This window comes from Agrobacterium sp. SORGH_AS 787, from assembly GCF_030819035.1.
GTDB classification, from domain to species: domain Bacteria; phylum Pseudomonadota; class Alphaproteobacteria; order Rhizobiales; family Rhizobiaceae; genus Agrobacterium; species Agrobacterium larrymoorei_B.
In genome coordinates, this window is the sequence record NZ_JAUTBG010000002.1 from 1,836,738 (window position 1) to 1,861,332 (window position 24,595).

Here is a 24,595-nt window from a genome sequence, read left to right on the forward strand (position 1 = left end):
TCTTTACTGTTTGAGACTCCAGATTGTCGCATGTGCGACTGTCCCTGTAAGAGCTTTCAGATGCGCAGCGCGTACCGGCTTGAAGCTGGCAATGCGCTTGGTGCCCACATAGCGTCCCCGGTCGGCGAAAACCTCGATCGACCCGTAATCGACAAAGATGCGCAGGCGATAGGGGCGCGCACCTTCGGAGAGATACCGTGGCGAGGGACCATCCTTGCCGTCTTCATGGCGGATCCAGAGGCCCGTTTCGTCGCACACGACGCCGAGCCGCACGTCAGGATGATCAAGTTCAAGCTCGAAGGGCATGCCGGGTTTGCTGAGTTCGAACAGCAATTCGACGGCCCCTGTCGATAGATCGACACGGTCACCTGCGGCTAGGCGTGTGCGGTCCAGAATGCGATGTCGCAGGCTCTCAGCTGCGCCAATCGGTGGGGTGAGCAGCGCGCCATTGGAAAAATGCATCCGTCGCGGCAGGGTCATGGATGTCGGAAAATCGATCTCTGGCGTTGCATCCGCCCAGTTTGCCAGCCAGCCGATCCCGACGATGCTGTCGCCATCGAGAAACGCCTGGAACGCATAATTGTCGGTCCCGAAATCAAGCTCCTGGCCGAATTCCTTGACGAAGTTCTTACCGTCGAACCAGCCCACATCCGCCATGGTGAGGTTCTTGCGCCCGGTCACGGGATCTTCCGAATGCATCAGGCCGTAAGTCAGCACCCAGCGGGTGGAGCGGGCATTGGCCGGCCCGTCCAGCGGAAGCAGGCATGGGCATTCGATTGCGGTGGTTTTGTAGCGGGTCTCCACCCAAAGCTTGCCGACATAGGTCCAGCCAGAGGCCGCCGTCGGATCCTGCGTTTCATAGAGCAGGATGACGCCGCCACTGTCGCTCTGACTACCGAGCAGCATCTTCCAGAGGCCATCGGGGCCGCGCACCACATAAGGGTCGCGAAAATCAGGTGTCAGCCCTTGCCCATCGGGCCGGTGGCCGAGGATGACTTGCGCTTGGCCCGCCATGATCAGATCGGAGGACGTAGCGGTGAGCTGGATCTGTTGCTCGGGCACGCGGTCCTGCACCTGTTCGGTAAAGAAAACGCGGATGCCGGTTCCTTCCACAAGCGGGATCGTAGACCCGGAATAGGCGCCACCGCGCTTGTCCGGCCGGGTCGTCAAATCTTCCGATGGGAAGAGGAAGATAGGCAGATGTCGCCAGCGCAGATAATCCGACGAGATGGCATGGCCCCAATGCATCGTGTTCCACCGAAGCCCATGCGAATAATGCTGGTAGAAGAGATGCGGGTGTCCCTCGAACCGTCCAAACCCGTTCGGGTCATTCATCCAGCCGAAGGGGGGGCGGAAGTGATAGCTGTCCGGCAAATCCGGTGGGGCGTTGTCCGGCTTGGTGTGGACGACGGTAATGCCGGTCTCCAGCACGTCGGATGCGATGAACCAGTAGATCACTGAAACGGCCGTCGTCATCGTGTCATAGGTGATGTCCACGCGTCCGCCGCCGAAGACGTGATAGATGCGAAAACTGTACTCTTCGAGATTGGACGTAGAGACTTCGCCGAACTTGCCATTGGCGTTTGAAAATGACACCGCGCCTGCAACATCCGGCTTCTTCGCCTTCAGCCATACATGGAACGTTGCATTGACGGGAAGGTCGGTGTGAATGGTCCGGATGGCGCTTTCAGCTTCTGTTGGCGCAGCGATGTCATTCATTCCACTATCCTTTCTTTGCAAACCAGGCTCAGAATAGGAATGAAAATGGCAGGTTAAAGTTCACCGGCAAAAGACCGGGCCGATGTTCCGACGTTGATGATGACCAAAACCGGCCCGAGCCCAGAGGCCATGCGAGGATTGAGGTGCCGCATGGAGAGACACAAAGCCGCTGGCTCTCAGCGGCGGGGCTTTGTATCAGCTTCAACACTGGCAAAGTTGGGCTCGAAACCCAATATAGCGGCAAAAGGGAGCAAGCCCGTGATCCGTTTTGATAATTCCTACGCCCGTCTGCCGGAGCGCTTCAGCGCTGCCGTTCTTCCCACGCCGGTGAAAGCGCCGCAGCTTATCGCCTTCAATCGACCCTTGGCGGAAGAGCTTGGCCTTGACGTGGACGGGATAGACGACGAGCGGCTGGCAGCGATCTTCTCCGGCAACGCCGTACCCCAAGGTGCGGAACCTTTGGCTATGGCCTATGCCGGACACCAGTTCGGCAATTTCGTGCCGCAGCTTGGTGACGGCCGGGCTATTCTTTTGGGCGAGGTGATCGACGCTCAGGGTAGGCGGCGGGATATTCAGTTGAAGGGTTCGGGCCCGACGCGCTTCTCCCGCAGGGGAGACGGACGTGCCGCGCTCGGACCGGTTTTACGCGAATATATCGTTTCAGAGGCGATGTACGCGCTTGGCATTCCCGCAACCCGTGCCCTTGCGGCGGTCACCACGGGCGAGCGTGTTCAGCGCGAAATCGGCTTGCCGGGCGGTGTCTTCACCCGCGTTGCAGCAAGCCACATTCGCGTCGGCACGTTCCAGTTCTTCGCAGCGCGGGAAGATACGGACGCCTTGAAGGCGCTATCCGATTACGTCATCGATCGGCATTATCCCGAGGCCCGCCAAGCCGAAAAGCCCTACCTCGCCATGCTTCAGGCCATTGCCGAAAGACAATGCGATCTGATCTGCCGCTGGCTGATGGTGGGCTTCATCCACGGCGTGATGAACACCGACAACATGGCGGTATCCGGTGAGACCATCGACTTCGGCCCCTGCGCCTTCATGGATGAGTACCATCCAAACAAGGTGTTTTCTTCCATCGATGCGCAGGGCCGCTATGCCTATAACAACCAGCCCGGCATCGCTCAGTGGAATATCGCGAGACTAGCCGAATGCCTGATCCCGCTTCTCGATGAGGATCAGGACAAGGCAGTAGATTTCGCCAACGGCGTATTGGCCGATTTCGCCAAAGCGTTTCCGAAACGATGGATTTCCGGCATGCGTGCCAAATTAGGCCTTCAGACTGAAGCAGAGGGTGACGAGCAGTTGGTGCAGGACCTTCTGGCGCTCATGCAGCGGTCTGAGGTGGATTACACCCTGACCTTCCGCAGGCTCTGCGATGCGGCAGAAGGCAATGCTGAACCGTTCCGTGGTCTGTTCATCGACCTCGCTGCCGCAGACGAATGGCTGGAGCGTTGGAACGCCCGCGCTGCGCAGGAGAGGAGTTCTGGCAAGGAGCGGGCAGACGCCATGCGCACCATCAACCCAGCCATCATTCCGCGCAACCACAGGATCGAGGAGGTGATTTCCGCGGCGGTCGAGGACAGTGATTTTGAGCCATTCCACGAGATGCTGAAGGCGACCGCCCGTCCTTTCGAAGAACTGCCGGAATTCTCCGTCTACATGCAGGCGCCGATGAACCATGAGAGGGTCTTCAGAACCTTCTGCGGAACGTGAGACTGAGTGCAAGAGAGTAGTTGCTTATCTGCAACCCTATCTCAATGATTTCATGTCGTTATTGTCGTCCCATCGTTTGCCCCGTAATCCTGAGCCAAGAGGGATTTTGGGGTGACATCGCATGAGCAACAGGTTTCATGGCCTTTCGGCATTTCCGCTGACGCCAGCGGATGAGAATGGCCGTGTCGATGTAGAAGCGCTGTCTCGCCTGATCGAGAGGCTGGATGCGGCAGGCGTCGATTCGATCGGGCTTCTCGGCAGCACCGGCAGCTATGCCTATCTCAGCCGCGAGGAGCGCTTACGCGCCATCCAGGCAGCGGTCGAATGCCTGAAGGGAAAACGAACCCTGATCGTCGGGGCAGGGGCACTTCGCACGGATGAGGCACTGGCTCTTGCAAAGGACGCAGAAGAGGCGGGAGCCGATGCGCTTTTGCTGGCGCCGGTCTCCTACACGCCTCTGACGCAGGAAGAAGCCTATCATCACTTCGCCGCCGTGGCCGGGTCTACCGCGCTGCCGCTCTGCATCTATAACAACCCGTCGACAACCCATTTCACCTTCGGTGAAGAACTGCTGGTTCGGCTAGCCTATATTCCGCATATCCTCTCGGTAAAAATGCCGCTGCCTTCGGACATGCAGTTCAAGGCGGAACTGGAACGGCTACGTCCGCGCCTCGGCGACGATTTTGCCATTGGCTATAGCGGAGACTGGGGCTGTGCCGATGCCCTGCTTCAGGGTGCGGATAGTTGGTACAGCGTGATCGCCGGGCTTCTACCCGTTCCTGCGCGGCGTCTGTTCACCGCTGCCAAGGCGGGCAACAAAGCGGAGGTCCAGCGCCTGCAAGCGTTTTTCGAGCCGCTCTGGCTGCTCTTCAAGACCTTCGGCAGCTACCGCGTCATCTATACGGCTGCCAATCTCCTCTCGCTCACCCACCGCCAGCCGCCGCTGCCGATCATGGCGCTCGGTGTCAGCGACACGCAACGCGTGGAGGAAGCGCTGGCGAAGCTCGCCGAACTGGACGCGCTGCCGGCAGCGACGCCATAATTCCGGCGTTTTGAGAGCGGCATTGCCGAGTGAAATTTTAGCCGAAAGCCCGTTTGCTATGTTGAAGCCTGTTGCCCTCGCAGCCCTGTTCGCGACCCTCGCCATGCCGGCTTTTGCCGGAACGGGGCTTCTGGAGCCGAGTCTCAAAATGCCTGTTTCGAAGTCGCAATCGAAGGGCGCACCGGTGCGTGTTGCCATCACGCTGGATGCCTGCATGGGCAAGACCGATTTTCGCATTCTCAACACGCTGGTGCAGGAAAAGATTCCGGCGACCATCTTCGTTACGGCCCGCTGGCTGAAACACAATAGCGAGGCCCTCGCAATCCTGATGGCCCATCCCGATCTCTTCGAACTGGAAAACCACGGGGAAAATCATATCCCGGCAGTGGATAAGCCGGTTTCGATCTACGGTATAGCGGCCGCCGGTTCTGAGGCTGCCGTCGTTCAGGAGGTTGAGGGCGGCCGACAGGCAATCCTCGCTGCCACTGGCAGGCAACCGCAATGGTTTCGCGGCGCCACGGCAAAATATACCAACACATCCATGACCACGATCAACCAGCTCGGCGAGCGCGTGGCCGGCTATTCCATCAATGGCGATGGCGGATCTCTTCTGGGAAGTGCGATGACGGCCAAGCATATTGCTGCCGCCAGGGATGGGGATGTCGTGATTTCCCACATCAACCAGCCGACCCATGAAGCGGGCGAGGGCGTGGTGAAAGGTCTTCTGGCTCTGAAAGCGCGCGGCGTGACCTTCGTGCGGTTGGACGACCCAGCTTTTAATCCGCCGTCGAACTGACCAGACCTAACCCGCTGATCACGCCGGGAGGTTTGGCACCACACGACGCGATGGGAAGAGTTCACGCGCAATCGTCATGCCGATGAGCGATAGTGGCAGGGCCAGCATCGCGCCTGCCGCACCCCACATCCATGTCCAGAAGATGATGGCGACGAAAACCAAGAACGGGTTGATCTCCATGTTCTTGCCGACGACCGCCGGGAAGACCAGATTTTCCATCAGTAGGTGGATTGTGAAGAAAACGATCGAGGGAAGCAGCGCAAGAAACAGATTGTCGTGTGTGATGATGCCTGCGACTGCAAGCGCCAGCGTCATGGCCGTAATGCCGAGAAACGGGACGAAGCTGGAGAGAAACGCAAACAACCCCCAGAGAAATGGCATCGCAAGCCCGCCAAGAAAAGCGATCACGACCATGGAAACGCCAAGCGCTGCATAAAGCAGCGAGGCGGTGGCGAAGTAGGAGCTGAGAACGGTCTCGATGGAGGCGATCGTGCGGATGGTTCTAAGCCGTTGATGGCGCTGCGGAAACGCCATGATCACGGCTTTGCGCAGCCGTAGGCGGCTGTAGAGAAACAGCAGCAACGCGGCGAAGAACATCAGTCCCTGAACGATGGCCGGCGTCAGGTTGGCACCCACCACCGATATGATTTCACCACTGCGTGAAATCAGCGATTCCATCGAAATATTGCCGAGACTGAATGTGGCGGTCGAGATGTTGAGCCATCGCCAACCCTGGAGGTACGGCAAGAAGCGGTCGAGCGTGCGTTCAAGCAGCGCCGGGCCTTCGCTTGCAAGCGCCGACAGAGGCTCGACCAGCGAATTGACCACGAGAAAGAGAACAAGGGCCACCGCCGACGACAGAATGAGCGCGACCGCGAAACCTGGAACACCGTAGGAGCCAAGCTTCTCCGCGGCGACGCCGAGGATCATGCCGACGACGATCGCCATGACGATGGGGATGAGTACGAGGGACAGAGCGTGGATCACACTCATGAAGACGATGACGAAGAGGCCGACGACTGACCAGGCTACGGCGACATCAAGCGCCTCGCGCCCCAAAGGTTGCTGGCTGCGCGCATCGTCCTGTGCCGTTGCGAGCGCGCTTTTAATGACCGGATCGCGCGTTTGTTCGATGGGAAGCGCTTCGGCTTTCTTCTTTTTCTTCCGGCTGAAAACGTGATTGTTCATCTTTTTCCCGACCCCTCATGGAGAGCTATAACTCGCCGTGGGGATCGCAGTTCCAGAAGCACTCAAATAAGAAAAGGAGCCCTGATGGCTCCCCTTCAAAGAGTTAGGCCGACAGCTTCAGGCCGATGCCCCACGGGTCTTTCACGGCGATCCCGTCACTCTGGCGCTCAGTTGGAATTTCCAGCCGATCCAACGCGGCAAGCGCCCTGTCTAGGGTGTCTTTCTCGTTGAATTTCAGCGAATAGCCCGAAAGGCCGGTCATGTTTTCCTTGCGCGTTACGGCGCCCCTGCTGTTCCAGATATTGGCTGCAACATGGTGGTGATAGGCGCCATAGCCGAAGAAGCTGGCACCCGGGTAGCGCGCCATGATCTTCAGGCCGAGAACATCCTGATAGAAAGCATCCGCCTGCGGTAGCGCGCCGACTTGGAGATGGATATGTCCGATCGCAGTGCCATCTGCGGCCTGCTGGAACGGCGTTTGGTTGGCGCTGTCATAGAGTGCCTGCAGATCGAGCCGCTTTGTTGCCATCTCGACCGTTCCATCCGCCTGGTAGTTCCACTCATCCGGCTGCCGGTCACGATAGACCTCGATGCCGTTTCCTTCCGGATCGGACAGATAGATCGCCTCGCTGACGAGGTGATCGGAAGCGCCCTCAAGCTGGATATTGTTATGCGCCACATGGGCAAGCCAGTCGGCGAGGGCGTTGCGGTTCGGTAGGAGGAAGGCAGTGTGGAAAAGACCAGCCGCGGTGGCTGGTGCCTTCTCGGCATCGATTGACGTTGTCAACGTCAAGAGCGGCAGACCGTTGACGCCAAGAATCTCACCGCTGGCACTCTTTTCGATCACCGAAAGGCCGATGATAGTCTGATAGAAGCGCGAGACCCGACTGAGGTCCTTCACCACCAGATGCGCCTGTCCCACATAGCCGGGACGCGTGAAGGCGAACTGCTTTTCCGTGTTCATTGGAAATGTCTCCATTTTGTCCGCTCATTTGCGAACCTGTTGACGTCAATATGGAGACAGTCGACCGTTCGGAGAAGCTCACCATTCGGCGATAAACTGTCTAATAATCGTTGACGGTAACGCACCAAGAATTGACGTCCGTTATGGCGCGCTTTGTTGGGAGTGGCTATGATCGTGGGCAGGAAGCAGCAGAATTGCTTCCAAACCAAGGGAGCATGCAATGTACGGAAAAATCCTGGTACCTGTCGATCTCAGCAACGCCAGCAAGGCAGAGCGCGCGGTGAAAAAGGCCGAGGCGCTTCTCGATCAAGGCGGCCAGATCGTGCTGATGAATGTGGTGGAAGATCTACCGGGCTATCTGGCAATCGATGTGCCGATGGACATCATCGAAAATGCGGTGAAGGATGCCAAGAGCCAGCTCGCCGTCCTGAAAGAAAAGTCGCCGCATATCGCGTCCACGGAAATTCGAAGCGGCGCTCCCGCGCGTGAGATTCTGGCGCTGGCTGAAGAGATCGGCGTGGACCTCATCATCATCTCCTCGCATACGCCGGATTTCACCAATTACTTTATTGGCTCCACCGCAGATCGCGTGGTGCGCCATGCCAAGTGCTCGGTGCTGGTAGACCGTTAAACCGTCTCCGGTTTTGCAACAGGCGGGAACGGAAAGTGAAGTCTGACCGGCTCCGTCGTCTTGTTCCCGTCTCATATTGGCGTCATGATAAGGCGACCACAGACGGGAAGACGAAATGAGCGAGCTTTGGCCATTTGGCCGCCGGTATGACCTTCATGAGATAGTGGCCGATGGCATCGTCCATGGCGTCGGCATAGCCTTTGCGCTTGTGGGAGCAACCGCGCTCATCTTCTATGTTACCCTTTGGGGCAGCCTCAGCGCGATCGCAGCGGCTTGGATTTACGCGCTCGGCCTTATCCTCTGTCTCTCCATTTCCTTCACCTACAATATCTGGCCGCATTCCCGGGCGAAGTGGCTGCTCCGCCGGCTCGACCATTCGGCAATTTTCATTCTGATTGCCGCCACTTACACGCCCTTTCTCCAGCGCGGCATTGAGGATCCTCTGATCGCGCTGACGCTGGCCGGAATCTGGATGGCGGCGCTGGGCGGCATTTTCCTCAAATGCTTTTATCCCGGACGATATGACCGGCTGGCCATCCTGCTTTATCTCGGCATGGGCTGGAGTGGCGTGATGGTGGCAGAGCCTTTGTCGAACCATCTGGCCCCGATCACCATGTGGCTGATCGTCATCGGCGGCATGATCTATTCGATGGGCGTGATCTTCCACGTATGGGAGCGGCTGCGGTTCCAGAATGCCATCTGGCACGGCTTCGTCGTGGTTGCTGCTGCGGTCCATTATTCGGCCGTCATGACGAGCTTCAGCCTTACGCCGGCGATCGTCTCTTGATCCTGCCATTTGCACAAAGCCTGCTGAAAATCGCTTCACACGCTCTGCCTTGATCCCTATGGTCAGTACAGACATTGATCTGAAGCGGATATTGAGAATGAGCATTCAACTGCGCGACGCCACCGTCGAAGACCTGACCGGTATCATGGAAATCTACAATGATGCCGTGGAAAACACGACCGCCATCTGGAACGAAATCCTGGTGGATCTCGATAACCGCAAGGAATGGTTCAAGCTGCGCAAAGAGCGCGGCTTTCCGGTGATCGTGGCGATCAAGGACGGTGCAGTCGTTGGCTACGCCTCGTTTGGCGACTGGCGCCCATTTGACGGTTATCGCCACACGCGTGAACATTCGGTCTATGTGCACAAGGATGCGCGCGGCTACGGCATTGGCAGGTTGTTGATGCTGTCCTTGATCGAACATGCCAAGGCAGCCGGGGTGCATGTGATGATCGGCGCCATCGAGTCCGAAAACGTCGCTTCCATTCGCCTTCATGAAAAGCTCGGTTTCCGGGTCGCAGGCCAATATTCGGAAGTCGGCAAGAAATTCGGTAGATGGCTGGATCTCACCACGATGGAGCTCAGGGTTCCTTCATAAGCGGCTAAAGCGCCGTGCGTCCTATTGGGCGCACAAAGGACGCTTTATTTTTTTGAATCTACGCATCGTGCTTTCCGAAAATCGAGTCCGATTTTCGGGCCGATGCTGTAGAGCTGAAGCGGCTACGATAGGCAGCAGGCGTGGTGGAGAATTGCTGGCGGAAGTGGTGGCGCAGATTGGCGGCAGAGCCGAGCCCTGAGATTTCGGCAATTTCCTCAATCGTCAGCGTCGATGTCTCCAGCAAGTCCTTGGCCTTTGAAAGTCGCTGCAGCAAAAGCCACTTCGCCGGCGTGGTGCCCGTTGCCGCCTCGAAGCGGCGCAGCAGTGTCCGCGCACTCATCCCTGTCATAGCCGCCAGTTGCGCAACCGTGAAAGTCTTGGTGAGATCGGCCTGCATCGTATCAAGCAGCGGCCCGAGCCTTGCCTTTTCATGCGGCTCCGGTACGGCCTTGTCGATGAACTGTGCCTGTCCGCCGTCGCGATGCGGCGGTACGACCAACCGGCGCGCCACCATATTGGCCGCCTTGGTGTCGAAGTCGCGACGGATCAAATGCAGACAGAGATCGATGCCCGCCGCGCTGCCGGCGGAGGTCAGCAAAGTGCCTTCATCGACATAGAGCACATCCGGCAAAACGGTGATGGCCGGATAGCGCTCCTCCAGAGCCTTGGTGTAACGCCAATGGGTGGTGGCGCGCCTGCCGTCGAGTAGCCCGCTTGCGGCCAGAACGAACACGCCGGAACAGATGGTAAGCAGCCTCGCACCATTGGCATGAGCCCTTTGCAACGACGCGCACAGTGCGTCTGGAACGGGCGCATCTATTCCGCGCCAGCCGGGCACAATGATGGTGCCAGCCCGTTCGACAAGCTCCAGGCCGCCATCGGCCACGAAACGGACGCCACCGGTTGCGCGCATTTCGCCGTCATCCACGGCCGCTACCGCGAAGCGATACCAGTCCTCTCCCATTTCAGGACGAGCAAGACCGAAGACTTCCACGGCAACGCCAAATTCGAAGGTGCAGAGCCCGTCATAGGCGAGCGCCACGACGAGGCGGTTTGGACTGCTGCTGGGTTGCGAACGGTTTGTCATGATCTTCACGATATATGGCAATCCTGCCATCTGCAAAGGAGGAAAAGCACGATTTAAACTAGGGACGTTTTACGAAGAGGAGACAAACCATGAGCTATGTCACTGAAATATCTGCGGCCCCGGCAGAGATCGTTATCGACCATTTCTCCAAACGCCTTTCGGTGGAGACCGATTGTTGGGATGTCTTTGCATCCATGGAAAAGGGCGAGCAGGACTTCGTGCTTTTGCATGTCGTCGGTTCGCCGGAGGTGTTTGCAAAGCGCCACGTGCCGGGCGCCATCCATCTTCGCCATGCGGATATGACGGAAGAGCGCATGCGGGCATGGCCGAACGATACGGTCTTTGTCGTCTATTGCGCCGGTCCGCATTGCAATGGGGCGGATAGGGCGGCTCTGAACCTTGCCCGACTCGGGCGAAAGGTGAAGATCATGATCGGCGGCCTGGCCGGTTGGGCGGATGAAGGCTTTGCCTTCGCGACAGGCTATTGAATGAGGGCCGCCTGTAACGCTGCCCTCATTTCTGTTGCTCTACGCCGCCGACGCTCTTTCCTGGGCTTCATCGATCGGCCCGATGGTGGCGAGCAATTCAGCGTCCTCGCCGATCCCGGCATTGGGTGTGGTCAGTAGCGTATCGCCGTAGAAGATCGAGTTGGCACCTGCCATGAGGCAGAGGATTTGTGCCTCTCGGCTCAGGCTTGATCGACCGGCTGACAAGCGCACGGTGGATTGTGGCATCACGAGGCGTGCGGTCGCCACCATGCGGACCAGTTCGAGCGGATCAATCCGCTCCCGCTTGGCAAGCGGCGTGCCTTCGACGGGGACCAGCGCGTTGATCGGCACGCTTTCCGGGTGGGGCGCGAAGCTCGCCAGCACCTGCAGCATCGCAGCGCGATCGCGAATGCTTTCGCCCATGCCGATAATGCCGCCGCTGCACAGTTCGATGCCTGCGGCGCGAACGGTGGACAGCGTCTCCAACCGATCCTGGTACGTGCGGGTGGTGATGATGCGGTTGTAGAATTCCGGGCTGGTATCGAGATTATGGTTGTAAGCGGTCAAGCCCGCTTTGGCCAGGCGCTCGGCCTGTTGCGGTTTCACCATGCCGAGCGTGACGCAGGCTTCCATGTCGAGGCGGCGCACGCCTTCCACCATCTCGATGACCGCATCGAACTCCTTGCCGTCACGCACCTGCCGCCAGGCAGCGCCCATACAGAAGCGCTCCGCACCAGCGGCTTTCGCCGTCTCCGCCATCGCCAGCACTTTTTGAGGGTTCATCAGCAGGTCGCGGGTGAGATCGACCTCGCGATGATGAGCCGATTGCGGGCAGTAGGCGCAATTCTCCGGACAGCCACCCGTCTTGATCGACAGGAGGCTCGCTTTCTGCACACGGTTCGGGTCGTGATACTGCCGGTGGACCGCGTTGGCGCGGCCTACGAGTTCGAGCAGCGGAAGCCGATAGAGCGCGGCAATCTCGTCGACGCTCCAGTCATGCCGGATCGCGCCATCCTCTTTCGAAGCGTTAGTCATTGGCAGCTTTCTCCGTGGCCTTGACGTGAGGCAGAAGCATCGAAGCAGCAGCGACGACGCCGATCTTCAGTAGATCGCCGAGGATGAAAGGTGCAACGCCGACGGAAAGCACCTTTGCGGCGGGAAGGAAGGCCAGCAGCCATGCCATACCGAAGGCATAGACCACGACAAGTCCGATCAGCATGGCGAAAACACGTCGCAACAACGTCCCGTTTTGAGCAAGCCATCCCGTGAGCCCGGAGGCCGCAAGGAAGCCAGCAAGATATCCGCCGGTAGGCCCCATCATGTAGGCCAGCCCGATGCCGCGTTCAGGGGAGCCAGAGAACACAGGCAGTCCAGCAGCACCCGCTGACAGATAGGCAATGAAGATGGCGCAGGCCATGCGCGGCCCAAGCGCGACGGCAAAGCCCATCACCGCCAACGTATGGAGCGTCATCGGTACCGGCCAAAAGGGTACCTGCGTCTTCGCTGCCAGCGTCATTAGCGCCACGCCAGCGATGACCGTAAGAGCCTGACGAGGCAGACTGCGTGTTGAACGAAGCGTGGAGGATATCTGAATGTTTTGCATGGTGCCCTAAAATTATAGATAATTCAACGATGGAATTTAGCTTAATGGGAGTCTCGAAAGAGTCAAGGCGGAAAGAAAAGCCAAAAAATGCAATATTATCTATAAAAATATCGATCCTGATGAGGTCTATAGGTTTGAATCGAGACAGAAGGTCCCATCCGGCAGCATGGCGGACAAGGCAGGTGGGGGCTTAAAAAGGGAAAGGCAGGTGGCCGGCGAGAATGCATCTAGCGGAGTGAGCGTGAGAGCTCTGCAATATGCGTTGGGAGACGTCGTCCAAATTGTTTTGATGAAGACGACGGTGCGCCCGGAGCGGCACGGGCAACAGGAGCACGCCCTTTTTGAAGACGTTCCTGTGTTCCGGAGGCTTGGACATTCCGGACACAAAGTAAAAAGCCGGCGCTCGCACGCCGGCCTTGAATGTCATTCTTATGCTTGCGGTTCGAACACCATGGAGTGGCCGTTGATGCAGTAACGAAGGCCAGTCGGGGGTGGGCCGTCGGGGAAGACGTGGCCAAGATGACCGCCGCAATTGGCGCAGCGGATCTCCGTGCGCACCATGCCATAGCTTACATCGCGATGCTCGGTGACGGCATCCGGTTTGACCGGCTCGAAATAGCTCGGCCACCCGCAACCGGCGTCGAACTTGGTGTCGGAGATGAAGAGCGGCTCGTCACAGGCGGCGCAACGGTACAGGCCCTTTTCAGTGCTGTTCCAATAGGGGCCGGTAAAGGCACGCTCGGTGCCGTGTTCGCGAAGGATTCGATACTGTTCCGGCGTGAGCTGTTCACGCCATTCGGCATCGGTCTTGGTGATTTTGGGAGATTTGAGATCGCTCATCAGAGGCCCCTTTCTATTGTCGCAGATATAGGGATGCTGCTTTGCTATTAAAAGAGGGACAAATCGGCGTGTAGTATGTCGTTTTCGCTGCTCAAAGGGTTGAGAGGTCTCGGCCTTTCCCATAATTCAGTCTGTTCTTATGGAGAGTCAGCAAGTGGCTCGCAAGGGGAGGCCAGATGGCATTCGGTGTCACGTCGCTGACATTCATCGCGCTTTTTTCGCCATTCCTGGCGGCACTGCTCGCGCCCGCGCTGGTTGGGAAGCTGGGCTCCAAGGCTGCCTGGCTGCTGGCGCTCATTCCCGCATTTGCCTTCGTCCATTTCTTAGGCTTCCTTACCGAGATCGCGGCAGGCGAGGTGGTGACCGGCGGTTACATCTGGGTGCCGAGCTTCAATCTCAGCTTTTCCTGGTTCATCGACGGTCTGTCCTTGACCTTTGCGCTGCTCATTACCGGCATCGGCACTTTGATCGTGCTCTACGCCGGCGCTTACATGGCCGGTCATCCGCAGCAGGGTCGCTTCCTCGCCTTTCTCTTTCTCTTCATGGGCGCAATGCTTGGTGTCGTCATCTCCGACAGCCTGATGATGCTGTTCGTCTATTGGGAGCTGACATCTATCACCTCATTTCTGCTGATCGGTTTCGATCACGAAAGGGAAGCGTCGCGCCGGGCAGCACTTCAGGCGCTCGTCGTCACCGGTGGAGGCGGTCTGGCGCTTCTGGCGGGCCTCATCTTCATCTGGAACATGAGCGGCACGACCCAGCTTTCGCTGCTGGTTCATGGCGGCGATGTTCTGCGCCAAAGCCCGTTCTACTTTGCAGCACTGCTACTCGTCCTCGGCGGCGCCTTCACCAAATCCGCGCAGTTTCCCTTTCACTTCTGGTTGCCCAACGCCATGGAAGCGCCAACACCGGTGTCGGCCTATCTGCATTCCGCCACCATGGTGAAGGCGGGTGTCTATCTTTTGATGCGGCTCAATCCAGTTCTCGGCGATACCGCAGCCTGGCAAATCCTGCTGCCATTCTTTGGCGGGCTGACGATGCTGACCGGCGCGCTGATGGCCATCCGCCAGACCGACCTCAAGCTGATGCTCGCCTATACGACCGTCTCTTCGCTGGGTCTTCTGGTGATGCTGATCGGTTTCGGATCTGAGCAGGCGCTTGAAGCAGCGGTGCTTTATCTGGTAGCGCATTCGCTGTTCAAGGGTGCGCTCTTCATGGTGGCTGGCATCATCGATCACGAGACGGGAACCCGTGATGTGCGCCAACTTGGCGGGTTGCGAAAGGCGATGCCGATCACCTTTGTCGCGGCTTTTGCCGCGGCTCTCTCCATGGCCGGGCTTCCGCCCTTCTTCGGCTTCCTGGCGAAGGAAGAGATCTATTACGCCTTGGCCCATGCCAATCCCCGGGCGATCCTCTTCACCGGCGTCGCTGTCATCGGCAATGCGCTGATGTTGGCTATCGCTCTTGCCGTCGGCCTAAAACCCTTTGTCGGCATCGCGCCGCGAATGCCGAAGATAGCCCATGAGGGGCCGGTCCTTGTGTGGCTTGGACCGGCTGTCTTGGCCGTTTCAGGACTTCTCGCGGCGGTGTTTTCCAGTCCGTTTCACTCTGCAATCTCCACACCGATGGCAACGGCGATCGCCCATGAGACACGTGTGGTGGACATATCGCTCGTACCCCATATCGGGGTCCCGCTGGCGCTGTCGCTCTTTACCATCGGCCTTGGGATCATGGTCTTCACGATGCTGGGCACGGCCCGCGCCCTGATGGATCGTATGCTGCAGGCCATCGGCCCGGGGCCGGACAAAGGCTTCGACGCCTTCATGTCCGCGCTGGTGCGCGCCTCCTTCATTGTGACCCGCGTGCTCCAGCCCGGCCGACTGGAATTTTACGTGACTGCGACCTTCGCCATCATTGCTGCTGCACTGCTTGTCCCGCTCTTCTCGTACGGCGAACTGCCCGCAATGCCGGTCTGGCCACGCCACGCGCAAATCCATGAAGTCACCTTCATAGCCATTGCGGTGATTGGCCTCGTTGCGGTGCTGATGGCGGCAAGCCGTTTAACGGCGATTATCGCGCTTGGCATTCAGGGCTTTGCGGTTGCCGTTCTTTTCCTTCTGTTTGGCGCGCCGGATCTGTCCTTCACCCAGTTTATGGTGGAAACACTTTCGGTGGTGATCCTGACCCTGGTCATGACGCGGCTGCGCCTGTCGCCCTCGGATCATCGCCGCCTCGGCCAGAAGCTCCTCGATGGGACAATCGCGATAGCCTGCGGGAGCGGCTTTGCCCTGATGCTGCTGAAATCCACCGAACAACCTTTCGACAATAGCCTGACGGCCTTTTTCAATGCCTATTCCAAGATCATTGCCCATGGAAACAACGTCGTGAATGTCATCATCGTTGACTTCCGCGGTACCGACACGCTTGGCGAAATCGCGGTGGTGATGATCACGGCGCTCGCCGTTTTGGCGCTTATCCGTATTCGACCGGGAACGACCTTACGCCCTCGGGATAACAATCCGGATGACGATTATGGAAGCGCGGGGAAGGGCAGGGCATGAATACGCTGATCTTCAGAACTGCGGCACCCATCATCACCAGCCTGATGACGCTGTTTTCCATCTTTGTTCTTCTGCGCGGCCATAACGCCCCTGGCGGTGGCTTTATCGGCGGATTGATCGCCGTCTCTGCCCTGGCGATCTATGGCATCGCCTTCGGCGTCGAAACCGTGCGGCGTGCCATCATATTCCATCCGCTGTCGATTGCCGGTTTCGGCCTGCTGCTCGCAACACTCTCTGGCGCGACATCGCTCGTCGTCGACGTGCCGTTCATGACCGGGCTGTGGATTTATCCAAGCCTCTTCGGCGTTGAAGTGCCGCTTGCGACCGTCATCTCCTTCGATATCGGCGTCTATCTCGTCGTGGTCGGCGGCTTCACCTCCATTGCGCTTGCGCTGGAAGAAAAGGACCGCGACTGATGGAAGCGGTCTTCTCTATCCTCGTGGGCATCTTCTTCTCGACGGCGATCTATCTCATGCTGTCGCGTCACAGTGTGCGGCTTCTGCTTGGCATCGCGATCCTCGGCAATGCCGTCAATCTTCTGCTGTTCACTGCCGGGCGCCTGCATCGCGAGGTGCCACCCATCATTCCCGCCGGTCTCGACGCACTGCCCGCAGATACCGCCAATCCGCTGCCTCAGGCCCTCATCCTGACGGCGATCGTCATTTCCTTCTGCTTCTTCTGTTTCTTGCTGGTCCTGGTCTGGCGAGCGTTCCAGGAGTTGAAGACGGACGACACGGACGAAATGCGCGCGGCCGAACCGCAAAGCGAACCGCTTCCGCCGGTGGGGTATTGATGCCCGCGCGATTCCTTCTTGCCGCGTCCGGCCCGATATCTGCTGCCGATCTCTCCGCTGCACTCGTCATGCAGCCCACCACTCTTGCCGATTGGTTGATCGTGCTGCCCGTGGCGCTCTGCATCGGTCTCGGTGCGGTGCTGATGATGATCCGCCACCAAACCCGCCTCCACGCCCCAATCGCAATTGCAGGACTTGCCATCCTCGTCGGGCTGGATGCCGCACTTGTCTGGCGTGTCGCTTTCGATGGCCCCTTCACCATGGTGATGGGGCGCTGGCTTCCGCCCTTTGGGATCGCGTTTACAGCGGATCTGACGGGAGCGTTGTTCGCGTTGACCGGAGCTATCGTGGCGCTGGTTTGCGCCATCCATGCGGCACGCGATATCGATGAAACGGGCAGGCGGTACGGCTTCTACCCATTCCTGATGCTGTTGATGGCGGGCGTCACCGGCGCCTTTCTTACCGGCGATATCTTCAATCTCTATGTCTGGTTCGAGGTCTTGCTCGTCTCCTCCTTCGGCCTCATCGTCCTCGGCTCGACGCGGGAGCAGATCGATGGCGCGCTGAAATATGCCATCCTCAATCTGATCGGAACGACGCTGTTCCTGATTGCCGTCGGTTATCTCTATGCCATCTTCGGCACGCTCAACATGGCCGATATCGCCCGGAAGGCGACGACCGTGGGCGAGACCGCGCCGTTGATCACGCTGGCATCTTTGTTCACGCTCGCCTTTGCCATGAAGGCCGCTGCCTTTCCGGTCAATTTTTGGCTGCCTGCATCCTACCACACACCGAAAATTGTGGTTTCCGCACTCTTCGGCGGCCTGCTCACCAAGGTCGGTGTCTATGCTCTGCTGCGTGTCATGGTCATGCTGTTTCCGGTTCAGCGGGAGGAATTGAGCTTTATCATCGCAGTTTCGGCAGTGGTCACGATGATCCTAGGCGCCATGGGCGCCCTTGCCCAGAACGATCTGCGCCGCATGCTTGGCTATATCGTCATTTCCGGCATCGGCTACATGATGGCAGGCATTGCGATCGGTACCCAGGCAGCACTTAGCGGCGTGGTGTTCTACGCGCTGAACTCCATGGTGCTGATGACCGCCCTCTATCTCGCTGTCGGACACGCAGCGCGTCTCGGCGGTGCCTGGACGCTGTCCGGGCTGGGCGGCCTATACGTAAGAGCGCCATGGTTCTCGGCCATGGTGCTGGCACTCTTCTTCGCCGGAGCGGGCTTGCCACCCTTTTCCGGTTTCTGGCCAAAAGCCATGCTGACGAAATCCGCTATCGATATCGGTGCATGGTGGCTTGCTGCCGCCATTTTGGTTTCGGGCTTCATCTCCACCATTGCATTGGCAAGAGCGTTTCTTCTCTGCTTCTGGAGACCGTCTACGGATGGCGCGCCGCGTACCGCTTCGGATGTGAAAGCGCCGTCCATAATGCCTGTTGCAGTACTAACAGCGCTGATCATTGCGGTCGGGCTTTTCCCTGAATCCGTGATGAAATTCAGCCAGGACGCCGCTTCTACACTTGGCGATCCATCCTCCTATATCCGCTCTGTCTTTCCGGAAGGCGCGCTTCGATGACTCTTTTCCTCATCGGCTCTCTTTTCGTCATTATCTGGCTTGCAATTTCAGCCAGCTACACGCTTGCTAACCTTCTTCTTGGCATCGTCATCGCGGCATTGTCGCTCGGTCTGATCCGCCACCAGATCGTTAGGAGCGATAGCAGGCGGGTCCATGTCATTCCGCTCCTGTCGCTGGTGGTGCTGTTCATCAAGGAATTGGCGCTGTCCGCTTGGACAGTCGCAAGGCTGGTGGTTCGGCCGAAGATAGAGTTGAAGCCGGGTATCTTTGCCTATCCGCTTACCGTTCAGGGCGACTTCGAAATCGCTCTCCTCGCCAATCTGATTACCCTGACGCCCGGCACGCTTTCTGTCGATGTGACCGACGACCGCAAAACGCTCTATGTCCACGCGCTGGACTGCAGCGATGTTGAGGCGACCAGAAAGTCGATTGCCGCCGGGTTCGAGCGCAAGATCATGGAGGCCTTTACGAGATGACGCCGGAACTCCTTGTGTCTTACGCCTCTTTTGCGGCTCTCCTCATATTGTGCGTCGCTTTTTTGCTTACCGTTTACAGGGCCGTCGTCGGACCGACCCTGCCGGATCGAGTTGTCGCTCTCGATATGCTCGTGGGAATCGCCATCGGTTTTATCGCAGTCATCGCGATTCGCACCGGCTTCAACCTCTATATCGATATCGCCATTGCTCTCTGTTTGGTGGGTTTCCTGGCAACGGTGGCCTTTGCCCGCTTCATTCTGTCGCGCCAACCGGAAAATGGGATCGATAAAATACAAATTCCTGACGCTTCAGACGTTGTTTCGCCGTCTCAGACACTGCGAAATGTAACAGGTAAAGACCGGAAAAGCGCTGCCAAAGGTCGTGGAAAAAAGGCGAAAGGCAGGGCGGAATGAGTTGGGTAATCGCATTGGTTGTAGCCGTGCTGTGTATCGGCGGAGCTCTATTTTCGCTCACCGCCGCCATCGGCGTTAACCGCCTCCCGGATTTCTATACGCGAATGCATGCCGCCTCGAAGGCAGGCACCGTGGGCTCCGCTCTTCTTCTTTTGGCAGTTGGCCTTTATTCCCAACAGCTTGCGGTATTGGGGTGCGCGCTCGTCGGCTTTTTATTTGTGGTTTTGACCGCTCCAATATCGGCGCATTTGCTTGCTAAATCTGCGCATCAGGCTGGATATAAATCCTCTTCCCAGACTGTCAAAGACGACCTGAAAGCAGATCGAAAGTTCAAATAAAAAAACATCTTCGCCCTAAACTTGTATGCTTTTCTTCTACTGAAAAATTTTGTTACCCGTTATTTTTTACATATCAATTTCTGTAAATCTTGTCTGAGTTGTTCCAAAATAATATCTGGACTTTTTTTGGTTAGGTGCTATCCACGGTACGCAAAGTTGCTGATGTTGATTTGCTTTTCGTTATTGGCGTTCCGTCGCTGCCTACATAGGACTGAAAAGTCTTGGCGGGTGACTTGCCGGAAATACAGTCACGAATGACGCAAATCGCGCCGGTATATTCCACCTTTTCTGCATGAGGCTCAGGGTTGGCTTCGTGTCATACACACAGGTGCAGTTTCGCTGGCCGTACTTTGCAATATTGGCGAATGTGGCTTTGCCCTTCGCTACGCGTGACATGAACAGGAGATATTTCAATGACGGAAACTACATATGGCGGAGCGCAGAATCTGCTCGTCGAGCTGACTGCGGATATCGTTGCCGCATATGTTAGCCACCATGTCGTTCCGGTTGCGGAACTTCCAAGCCTGATTTCCGACGTCCACAACGCGCTGAATGGCACCTCTGCCCCGGCTGTGGCTTCGGTTAGCGTCGAAAAGCAGAAGCCTGCGGTTTCTGTGCGTAAGTCGGTTCAGGATGATCAGATCATCTGTTTGGAATGTGGCGGATCTTTCAAGTCGCTCAAGCGTCATTTGACGACACACCACAATATTACGCCGGAAGAATACCGCGAAAAGTGGGATCTCCCGGTGGATTACCCGATGGTGGCTCCAGCCTATGCAGAAGCGCGTTCGCGCCTGGCAAAGGAAATGGGTCTCGGCCAGCGTCGCAAATCCGGTCGCTGATCTCTTCGCAGCAGCATTCGCAAAGACACGAAAGCCGGCCTATTTGGGTCGGCTTTTTGCGTTTCATCGGTGAACTGCCAGCGGTGCCGCCGCAACCAATAAAGAGGCTGGAGCGATATCATGATCGCGCCAGCCTTAGAGCGTTTCCTTGTTAAATAGAAACGTTCTGCCGGAGCAGGTTTTCGTCAGGGCAAAGGCGATTGGCGAAGGGCATACCCAAAGGTACGGTCGAGCCGATCGCCTTTGAGCCTGGCGGAAAGATGCCCGGCCCTCCCGTCGCGCCGCTTCGCCGTGCGAAGCGATTAGCGCGCCGGGCGATTGAAGCTCTTGCAGATTTGCCAGCAAATCTGCGGGAGGGTTGGTTGAAACGGGCCACCTGCTTGCCCGGACGGCTTGGCCGTATGCTTTGGCTACGGCACGCACCCTCCGGACAATCAGTCGATCCCGTTTGAACCAACAGAACTGTTTCTATTTAACAAGGAAACGCTCTAAGCGGCTTGTTCCGGAGCATTTCCTTTAACAAGGAAACGCTATGATGATTCCCCGAAGAGAAACGAGGGTGCCTCTCAGCCGACTTTTGCCAGCCCCTCGCGCGGCACATAGTACTGGCCGAAGCGGTTGGCGAGGAAGTCGTCGAGCGCCACATCTTCCTGCTTGACGAAACCGCGCATGGGCAGCCTGTCGTTGGCGAGAAGATCGAGAACCGTGCAGATGCCGGACGCGGTGGTGATCTGGATCGCGCTCATCATGCGACCGGAGACGGGGCCAGCATATACCTTGTTGGCGTAGGTTTCCTGCATGAAGCGGCTATTCTTCGTTCCGCAGACGGTGACGAACACGATGACCACATCCTGCATGGTGGCGGGAAGGGCGTTTTCGAAGAGATCCTTCAGCACGTCGCGGCGATTGCGCAAGTTGAGATCGTTGAGAAGCGCCTTCATGATCGACACATGGCCAGGATAACGGATGGTGCGGTAGTTCATGGTCCGCACCTTGCCTTCTAAAGTCGCGGCGAGTGTCCCGAGCCCGCCGGATGTGTTGAAGGCCTCATACGTCATGCCGTCCAGGGAAAACTCTTCTCGCTCTTCCAGCGCAGGAACGGCGGTCAAGCGCCCTTCGACGATCGCCTCGCACGGCTCGATATATTCATTGATCAGGCCATCCGTGCTCCAGGTGAGATTATAGTTCAGGGCGTTGGACGGGTATTGCGGCAAAGCGCCGACACGCATGCGCACACTGTCCAGCTTGTCGAAACGCGACGCCAGATCGGCGGCGACGATAGAGATAAAGCCGGGCGCCAAGCCGCACTGGGGGATCAACGCCACTTCCGACGTTTCGGCCAGTTTCTTGACCTTGCGAGTGGATTCGACGTCTTCAGTCAGATCGAGATAGTGGGTGCCGACCGCGACAGCCGCTTCGGCTATCCCAGCTGTCAGATGGAAAGGCGCTGCCGAAAGAACGGCAAACTTGTCATTCAACAAAGCCTGAAGGCTGAGCCTGTCGGTAATGTCCACCACTTCGGTATCGATCCGCTCATGGGATGGAACATTCGCCAGTTGATCGACCGCGCGATCGGCAACGGTAATGCGGTAATCGCCCGTCACGGCAAGCATCCAGGAAATAGCCGAGCCGATATTGCCAGCACCAACGACAACGATGTGTTTCATGATCTGTCCCCTCAAAGACTATTGTTGAGGTAATAGAATGCCGCCGCGCCATCACGATTCGTAGCTTCACTTTGTTCATATAGATGTATAAAATCATGCAAAACGCCGAAGGAAATACGCAGAATGGCTATTACAGACAAGGATCGCGCACTGCTGTCTCTTCTGGGTAGCAATGCCCGCATGCCGGTTGCGGAACTGGCGCGCAAGCTCGGCCTGTCGCGTACAACGGTTCAGGCCCGGATCGAGCGGCTTGAGGCGGAAGGCGTCATCGCTGGCTATAGTCTTAGGTTGTCGGAAAATTACCTGTCCGGGCTGGTGCGCGCCCACGTGCTCATCACCATCGGCCCAAAGGCTTTGGCAACCGTCACGGTCGCATTGGCCGCTATAAAGGAAGTCACGACGCTGCATTCCGTCAGCGGTAGTTTCGACCTGATCGCAATCCTTGCAGCCCCATCCATCTCCGAGCTCGATGGGCTGATCGACACAATCGGCGCGCTGGACGGAGTGGAGCGCACACTTTCATCGATCATCCTGTCGACGCGAATCTCGCGCTGAGGCGCCATCTCGCGCAGCCGCTCTCAGGTCGTTTTTCTCCCCAAACCCTCTACGCTTCATCCAGACTTCCCCGGCGCGCCTTGAAGAACATCTTCAGTCGCTGAAGATCTTCCGCGCTCCAACCTTCCGGTGCCGTGACCTCCATCCATGCCTCGATGTAGTGTTCGGGAGCATAGACATGGCCGTAGCCCATGGGCGCAGTGGTCGCGGCAGCCACGTCCAGTGTCAATTGCAGAAAAGTGACAAGTGGGAACCAGCGGAACGAGGAGGAAACGTCGCGGCCGCGAGGCCGGTTCATCCATTCCGGCCGTCGGTAGACGGATGAGGTTTCGAAAAAGGTGATCGGGTCGCTCGCATACTGCAAATAGACGATCCGCATCGGCCCCCAGGGGACGTTCGGCATCGTCGCGGTCTGATACTGGTCGGCAAAACGGATGACGGAAGAGTCGCGAAATTTCGGCAGCCATTGTGGTGTGCCGGGCACCCTCCCATTCGTCGCCATCCGCCATGTGGGGCTGGCAAAGGGTGGGCCGCTCCACAATGCGCCTTGAAACGGATCGGCCAGCACATCGTAAAGGTCTGACGACTTCTGGCTGTTCAGCGCACCGAGGCTCAGCCCATGAAGATAAAGCTTGGGGCGCGTTTCTTTCGGCAGCGTCGTCCAATAGCCGTAGATTTCCTCAAACAAGGCGCGCGCCGTTTCCACGCCGTAATCCGGCTCGGTGAGGAGGGCGATCCAACTGGAGAGATAGGAATACTGCACCGCCACGCTGGCGATATCGCCATGATGCAGATACTCAACCGTATCCAGCGCCTCAGGATCGATCCAGCCGGTCCCGGTCGGCACCACCACGAGGAGAGCGTTGCGTTCAAAGCCTCCCGTGCGTTTCAATTCTTCTAAGGCGAGTTTCGCCCGTGCCACTGGCGTGTCTGCGGAATTGAGCCCTGCATAGACGCGGATCGGCTCAAGTGCTGCTTTCCCCGTGAAGCTGGAAATCTCTTGCCCCGTAGGGCCAGTCGCCACGAACTCCCGTCCACGCCGTCCGAGTGATTGCCATGTCATCAGGGACGTATTGCTGCCGGTCTTCAGTTGGTCCGTCGGTTGTGGCACATCCGGCTCGATCAGACTATCCACCTGTTTCAGCGAACTGTCAGCAAAGCGCAGGCCGATGTCGAAGATCAGTCCGTTCAGCGCCATCCACGCCAGCGCGATCGCCGCAACGACACTCACGACATTCGCCAGCCGGTGAGGCAGGAAGCGGCGACTGCGCAAGGCCAGCAAACGACGAACGAGTTGGAAAAGCCGCCCGGAACCAATCAGGATCGCTGCGACTGCGATTGCAATCGCTCCTGTCCTTATCGGGTGGCTGCTGTCGAGTGGGCTCATCTCCATCAAGATACGGATGGAGTTCTGCCAGGTCGCAGCCTGCCAGAGAAAGCCGATGGCCGCGACGGCGGCGGCAAGCGACAGGACGAAGCGGACACCCCGCCTATCATGCGGGGAGAGCTGCGGCAGCTCCAGATAGAGATAGACCTCCTTCAACACTGCACCGATGAGGTATCCGATCGCGAAGGAGAAGCCGCAGAGTACACCTTGCATGACGAAGGTGCGCGGGAGAAGGGAGGGTGTCAGCGAAGCACAAAACAGCAGTGTGCCAAAGACGATGCCGGTGCTGGACAGTGGTCCAAGAAAACGCCTGATCCACCACAATGGGTTATACCTCCACCTGCTTCGATCACTGAGGGAAACCCACCCCAGACAACCACGTTATGTGCGGTCGACGCACCAATCTAAAGCATGTCGCGCAAAAGTGTGCAGCAGTTTTGCGATAACGACATGCGATAACAAAGACCTAAAGCGTATGAGCGAATCTGAAAGATCGCGACACGCTCTCATACAAG

Annotated in this window: 25 protein-coding genes; 16 read left to right on the forward strand and 9 right to left on the reverse strand. The window is 58.0% G+C overall.

The annotated features are described in order from the left end of the window. Window positions 1-3: 3 nt before the first annotated feature. A complete protein-coding gene (locus QE435_RS18115) occupies window positions 4-1,719 on the reverse strand; it encodes a GH32 C-terminal domain-containing protein (RefSeq protein WP_349042217.1) in 1,716 nt (571 codons plus the stop codon). Between the two features lie 261 nt (window positions 1,720-1,980). Between QE435_RS18115 and QE435_RS18120 the strand changes: the two genes are divergently transcribed. The 3 genes from QE435_RS18120 to QE435_RS18130 all read left to right on the forward strand — a co-directional run bounded on the left by QE435_RS18120 (window position 1,981) and on the right by QE435_RS18130 (window position 5,279). Further along, the gene (locus QE435_RS18120; RefSeq protein ID WP_349042900.1) at window positions 1,981-3,441 is read left to right on the forward strand and encodes a protein adenylyltransferase SelO; all 1,461 of its coding nucleotides are present in this window, start codon (window positions 1,981-1,983) and stop codon (window positions 3,439-3,441) included. 121 nt (window positions 3,442-3,562) lie between these two features. Beyond that, the gene (locus tag QE435_RS18125) at window positions 3,563-4,483 is read left to right on the forward strand and encodes a dihydrodipicolinate synthase family protein (RefSeq protein ID WP_306931723.1); all 921 of its coding nucleotides are present in this window, start codon (window positions 3,563-3,565) and stop codon (window positions 4,481-4,483) included. Between the two features lie 58 nt (window positions 4,484-4,541). Next, the gene (locus tag QE435_RS18130) at window positions 4,542-5,279 is read left to right on the forward strand and encodes a polysaccharide deacetylase family protein (RefSeq protein ID WP_306931725.1); all 738 of its coding nucleotides are present in this window, start codon (window positions 4,542-4,544) and stop codon (window positions 5,277-5,279) included. A gap of 18 nt (window positions 5,280-5,297) precedes the next feature. Here the strand turns inward: QE435_RS18130 and QE435_RS18135 are convergent, their stop codons facing one another. After that, complete coding sequence (locus QE435_RS18135) at window positions 5,298-6,467, reverse strand: AI-2E family transporter (RefSeq protein WP_349042218.1); 1,170 nt, start codon at window positions 6,465-6,467, stop codon at window positions 5,298-5,300. A gap of 103 nt (window positions 6,468-6,570) precedes the next feature. Further along, window positions 6,571-7,431 (reverse strand): VOC family protein, encoded by an 861-nt coding sequence (locus tag QE435_RS18140; protein ID WP_349042219.1) that lies wholly within the window; start codon window positions 7,429-7,431, stop codon window positions 6,571-6,573. 220 nt (window positions 7,432-7,651) lie between these two features. On the opposite strand from QE435_RS18140, the gene QE435_RS18145 reads away from it, so the two are divergent. The 3 genes from QE435_RS18145 to QE435_RS18155 all read left to right on the forward strand — a co-directional run bounded on the left by QE435_RS18145 (window position 7,652) and on the right by QE435_RS18155 (window position 9,447). After that, entirely contained in the window at window positions 7,652-8,062 is a 411-nt protein-coding gene (locus QE435_RS18145) for a universal stress protein (protein WP_349042220.1), read from the forward strand. A 115-nt stretch (window positions 8,063-8,177) separates the two neighbouring features. After that, entirely contained in the window at window positions 8,178-8,849 is a 672-nt protein-coding gene (locus QE435_RS18150; protein WP_306931732.1) for a hemolysin III family protein, read from the forward strand. A gap of 97 nt (window positions 8,850-8,946) precedes the next feature. Next, a complete protein-coding gene (locus QE435_RS18155; RefSeq protein ID WP_349042221.1) occupies window positions 8,947-9,447 on the forward strand; it encodes an N-acetyltransferase family protein in 501 nt (166 codons plus the stop codon). A 58-nt stretch (window positions 9,448-9,505) separates the two neighbouring features. Here the strand turns inward: QE435_RS18155 and ftrA are convergent, their stop codons facing one another. Continuing rightward, the gene (ftrA, locus tag QE435_RS18160; RefSeq protein WP_349042222.1) at window positions 9,506-10,555 is read right to left on the reverse strand and encodes a transcriptional regulator FtrA; all 1,050 of its coding nucleotides are present in this window, start codon (window positions 10,553-10,555) and stop codon (window positions 9,506-9,508) included. Window positions 10,556-10,623: 68 nt separating this feature from the next. Here ftrA and QE435_RS18165 point away from each other — a divergent pair, with 68 nt between their 5' ends. Then, window positions 10,624-11,022: a rhodanese-like domain-containing protein gene (locus QE435_RS18165; RefSeq protein ID WP_349042223.1), complete on the forward strand. Its 399-nt coding sequence runs from the start codon at window positions 10,624-10,626 to the stop codon at window positions 11,020-11,022. Window positions 11,023-11,061: 39 nt separating this feature from the next. Here QE435_RS18165 and bioB read toward each other — a convergent pair whose 3' ends face one another. From bioB to msrB, 3 genes are all read right to left on the reverse strand, one after another. Further along, on the reverse strand, window positions 11,062-12,057 hold the full coding sequence (bioB, locus tag QE435_RS18170) for a biotin synthase BioB (protein ID WP_349042224.1): 996 nt from the start codon (window positions 12,055-12,057) through the stop codon (window positions 11,062-11,064). After that, a complete protein-coding gene (locus QE435_RS18175) occupies window positions 12,050-12,625 on the reverse strand; it encodes a biotin transporter BioY (protein ID WP_349042225.1) in 576 nt (191 codons plus the stop codon). Before QE435_RS18175 ends, bioB begins: the two co-directional genes overlap by 8 nt. 429 nt (window positions 12,626-13,054) lie before the next feature. Continuing rightward, window positions 13,055-13,465, reverse strand: a complete 411-nt coding sequence (msrB, locus tag QE435_RS18180; RefSeq protein ID WP_306931744.1) for a peptide-methionine (R)-S-oxide reductase MsrB — start codon at window positions 13,463-13,465, stop codon at window positions 13,055-13,057. A gap of 176 nt (window positions 13,466-13,641) precedes the next feature. Between msrB and QE435_RS18185 the strand changes: the two genes are divergently transcribed. The 8 genes from QE435_RS18185 to QE435_RS18220 all read left to right on the forward strand — a co-directional run bounded on the left by QE435_RS18185 (window position 13,642) and on the right by QE435_RS18220 (window position 20,471). After that, window positions 13,642-16,026, forward strand: coding sequence for a putative monovalent cation/H+ antiporter subunit A (locus tag QE435_RS18185; protein WP_349042226.1), 2,385 nt, complete (start codon window positions 13,642-13,644; stop codon window positions 16,024-16,026). Continuing rightward, window positions 16,023-16,442 (forward strand): Na(+)/H(+) antiporter subunit B, encoded by a 420-nt coding sequence (locus QE435_RS18190; protein WP_349042227.1) that lies wholly within the window; start codon window positions 16,023-16,025, stop codon window positions 16,440-16,442. Before QE435_RS18185 ends, QE435_RS18190 begins: the two co-directional genes overlap by 4 nt. After that, on the forward strand, window positions 16,442-16,819 hold the full coding sequence (locus QE435_RS18195; protein WP_349042228.1) for a Na+/H+ antiporter subunit C: 378 nt from the start codon (window positions 16,442-16,444) through the stop codon (window positions 16,817-16,819). The genes QE435_RS18190 and QE435_RS18195 overlap by 1 nt, the downstream gene beginning before the upstream one ends. Further along, entirely contained in the window at window positions 16,819-18,402 is a 1,584-nt protein-coding gene (locus QE435_RS18200; RefSeq protein ID WP_349042229.1) for a Na+/H+ antiporter subunit D, read from the forward strand. Before QE435_RS18195 ends, QE435_RS18200 begins: the two co-directional genes overlap by 1 nt. Continuing rightward, window positions 18,399-18,878, forward strand: coding sequence for a Na+/H+ antiporter subunit E (locus QE435_RS18205; RefSeq protein ID WP_349042230.1), 480 nt, complete (start codon window positions 18,399-18,401; stop codon window positions 18,876-18,878). The genes QE435_RS18200 and QE435_RS18205 overlap by 4 nt, the downstream gene beginning before the upstream one ends. Then, on the forward strand, window positions 18,875-19,291 hold the full coding sequence (locus QE435_RS18210; protein ID WP_349042231.1) for a cation:proton antiporter: 417 nt from the start codon (window positions 18,875-18,877) through the stop codon (window positions 19,289-19,291). Before QE435_RS18205 ends, QE435_RS18210 begins: the two co-directional genes overlap by 4 nt. Then, the gene (mnhG, locus tag QE435_RS18215; protein WP_306931759.1) at window positions 19,288-19,629 is read left to right on the forward strand and encodes a monovalent cation/H(+) antiporter subunit G; all 342 of its coding nucleotides are present in this window, start codon (window positions 19,288-19,290) and stop codon (window positions 19,627-19,629) included. The genes QE435_RS18210 and mnhG overlap by 4 nt, the downstream gene beginning before the upstream one ends. 413 nt (window positions 19,630-20,042) lie before the next feature. Next, window positions 20,043-20,471 carry a MucR family transcriptional regulator gene (locus QE435_RS18220; protein WP_306931760.1) on the forward strand — a complete coding sequence of 143 codons (429 nt, stop codon included), beginning with the start codon at window positions 20,043-20,045 and terminating at the stop codon, window positions 20,469-20,471. Between the two features lie 566 nt (window positions 20,472-21,037). Here the strand turns inward: QE435_RS18220 and QE435_RS18225 are convergent. After that, window positions 21,038-22,138, reverse strand: coding sequence for a saccharopine dehydrogenase family protein (locus QE435_RS18225; protein ID WP_349042232.1), 1,101 nt, complete (start codon window positions 22,136-22,138; stop codon window positions 21,038-21,040). A 123-nt stretch (window positions 22,139-22,261) separates the two neighbouring features. Here QE435_RS18225 and QE435_RS18230 point away from each other — a divergent pair, with 123 nt between their 5' ends. Next, the gene (locus QE435_RS18230) at window positions 22,262-22,693 is read left to right on the forward strand and encodes an Lrp/AsnC family transcriptional regulator (RefSeq protein ID WP_309772823.1); all 432 of its coding nucleotides are present in this window, start codon (window positions 22,262-22,264) and stop codon (window positions 22,691-22,693) included. A gap of 49 nt (window positions 22,694-22,742) precedes the next feature. Here the strand turns inward: QE435_RS18230 and QE435_RS18235 are convergent, their stop codons facing one another. Continuing rightward, window positions 22,743-24,404, reverse strand: coding sequence for an alpha/beta-hydrolase family protein (locus QE435_RS18235; protein WP_349042233.1), 1,662 nt, complete (start codon window positions 24,402-24,404; stop codon window positions 22,743-22,745). Between the last annotated feature and the right edge of the window lie 191 nt (window positions 24,405-24,595).

What these genes read in the sequence shown, in the direction of transcription:
- QE435_RS18185 (WP_349042226.1), top strand. Translation starts at nt 13,642, where the DNA reads ATGGCATTCGGTGTCACGTCGCTGACATTCATCGCGCTTTTTTCGCCA.
- QE435_RS18135 (WP_349042218.1), bottom strand. Translation starts at nt 6,467, where the DNA reads ATGAACAATCACGTTTTCAGCCGGAAGAAAAAGAAGAAAGCCGAAGCG.
- QE435_RS18150 (WP_306931732.1), top strand. Translation starts at nt 8,178, where the DNA reads ATGAGCGAGCTTTGGCCATTTGGCCGCCGGTATGACCTTCATGAGATA.
- QE435_RS18115 (WP_349042217.1), bottom strand. Translation starts at nt 1,719, where the DNA reads ATGAATGACATCGCTGCGCCAACAGAAGCTGAAAGCGCCATCCGGACC.
- QE435_RS18210 (WP_349042231.1), top strand. Translation starts at nt 18,875, where the DNA reads ATGACGCCGGAACTCCTTGTGTCTTACGCCTCTTTTGCGGCTCTCCTC.
- QE435_RS18195 (WP_349042228.1), top strand. Translation starts at nt 16,442, where the DNA reads ATGGAAGCGGTCTTCTCTATCCTCGTGGGCATCTTCTTCTCGACGGCG.
- QE435_RS18200 (WP_349042229.1), top strand. Translation starts at nt 16,819, where the DNA reads ATGCCCGCGCGATTCCTTCTTGCCGCGTCCGGCCCGATATCTGCTGCC.
- QE435_RS18165 (WP_349042223.1), top strand. Translation starts at nt 10,624, where the DNA reads ATGAGCTATGTCACTGAAATATCTGCGGCCCCGGCAGAGATCGTTATC.
- QE435_RS18125 (WP_306931723.1), top strand. Translation starts at nt 3,563, where the DNA reads ATGAGCAACAGGTTTCATGGCCTTTCGGCATTTCCGCTGACGCCAGCG.
- QE435_RS18225 (WP_349042232.1), bottom strand. Translation starts at nt 22,138, where the DNA reads ATGAAACACATCGTTGTCGTTGGTGCTGGCAATATCGGCTCGGCTATT.
- QE435_RS18230 (WP_309772823.1), top strand. Translation starts at nt 22,262, where the DNA reads ATGGCTATTACAGACAAGGATCGCGCACTGCTGTCTCTTCTGGGTAGC.
- QE435_RS18130 (WP_306931725.1), top strand. Translation starts at nt 4,542, where the DNA reads ATGTTGAAGCCTGTTGCCCTCGCAGCCCTGTTCGCGACCCTCGCCATG.
- QE435_RS18205 (WP_349042230.1), top strand. Translation starts at nt 18,399, where the DNA reads ATGACTCTTTTCCTCATCGGCTCTCTTTTCGTCATTATCTGGCTTGCA.
- QE435_RS18190 (WP_349042227.1), top strand. Translation starts at nt 16,023, where the DNA reads ATGAATACGCTGATCTTCAGAACTGCGGCACCCATCATCACCAGCCTG.
- QE435_RS18155 (WP_349042221.1), top strand. Translation starts at nt 8,947, where the DNA reads ATGAGCATTCAACTGCGCGACGCCACCGTCGAAGACCTGACCGGTATC.
- QE435_RS18175 (WP_349042225.1), bottom strand. Translation starts at nt 12,625, where the DNA reads ATGCAAAACATTCAGATATCCTCCACGCTTCGTTCAACACGCAGTCTG.
- QE435_RS18220 (WP_306931760.1), top strand. Translation starts at nt 20,043, where the DNA reads ATGACGGAAACTACATATGGCGGAGCGCAGAATCTGCTCGTCGAGCTG.
- QE435_RS18145 (WP_349042220.1), top strand. Translation starts at nt 7,652, where the DNA reads ATGTACGGAAAAATCCTGGTACCTGTCGATCTCAGCAACGCCAGCAAG.
- QE435_RS18140 (WP_349042219.1), bottom strand. Translation starts at nt 7,431, where the DNA reads ATGAACACGGAAAAGCAGTTCGCCTTCACGCGTCCCGGCTATGTGGGA.
- mnhG (WP_306931759.1), top strand. Translation starts at nt 19,288, where the DNA reads ATGAGTTGGGTAATCGCATTGGTTGTAGCCGTGCTGTGTATCGGCGGA.
- msrB (WP_306931744.1), bottom strand. Translation starts at nt 13,465, where the DNA reads ATGAGCGATCTCAAATCTCCCAAAATCACCAAGACCGATGCCGAATGG.
- bioB (WP_349042224.1), bottom strand. Translation starts at nt 12,057, where the DNA reads ATGACTAACGCTTCGAAAGAGGATGGCGCGATCCGGCATGACTGGAGC.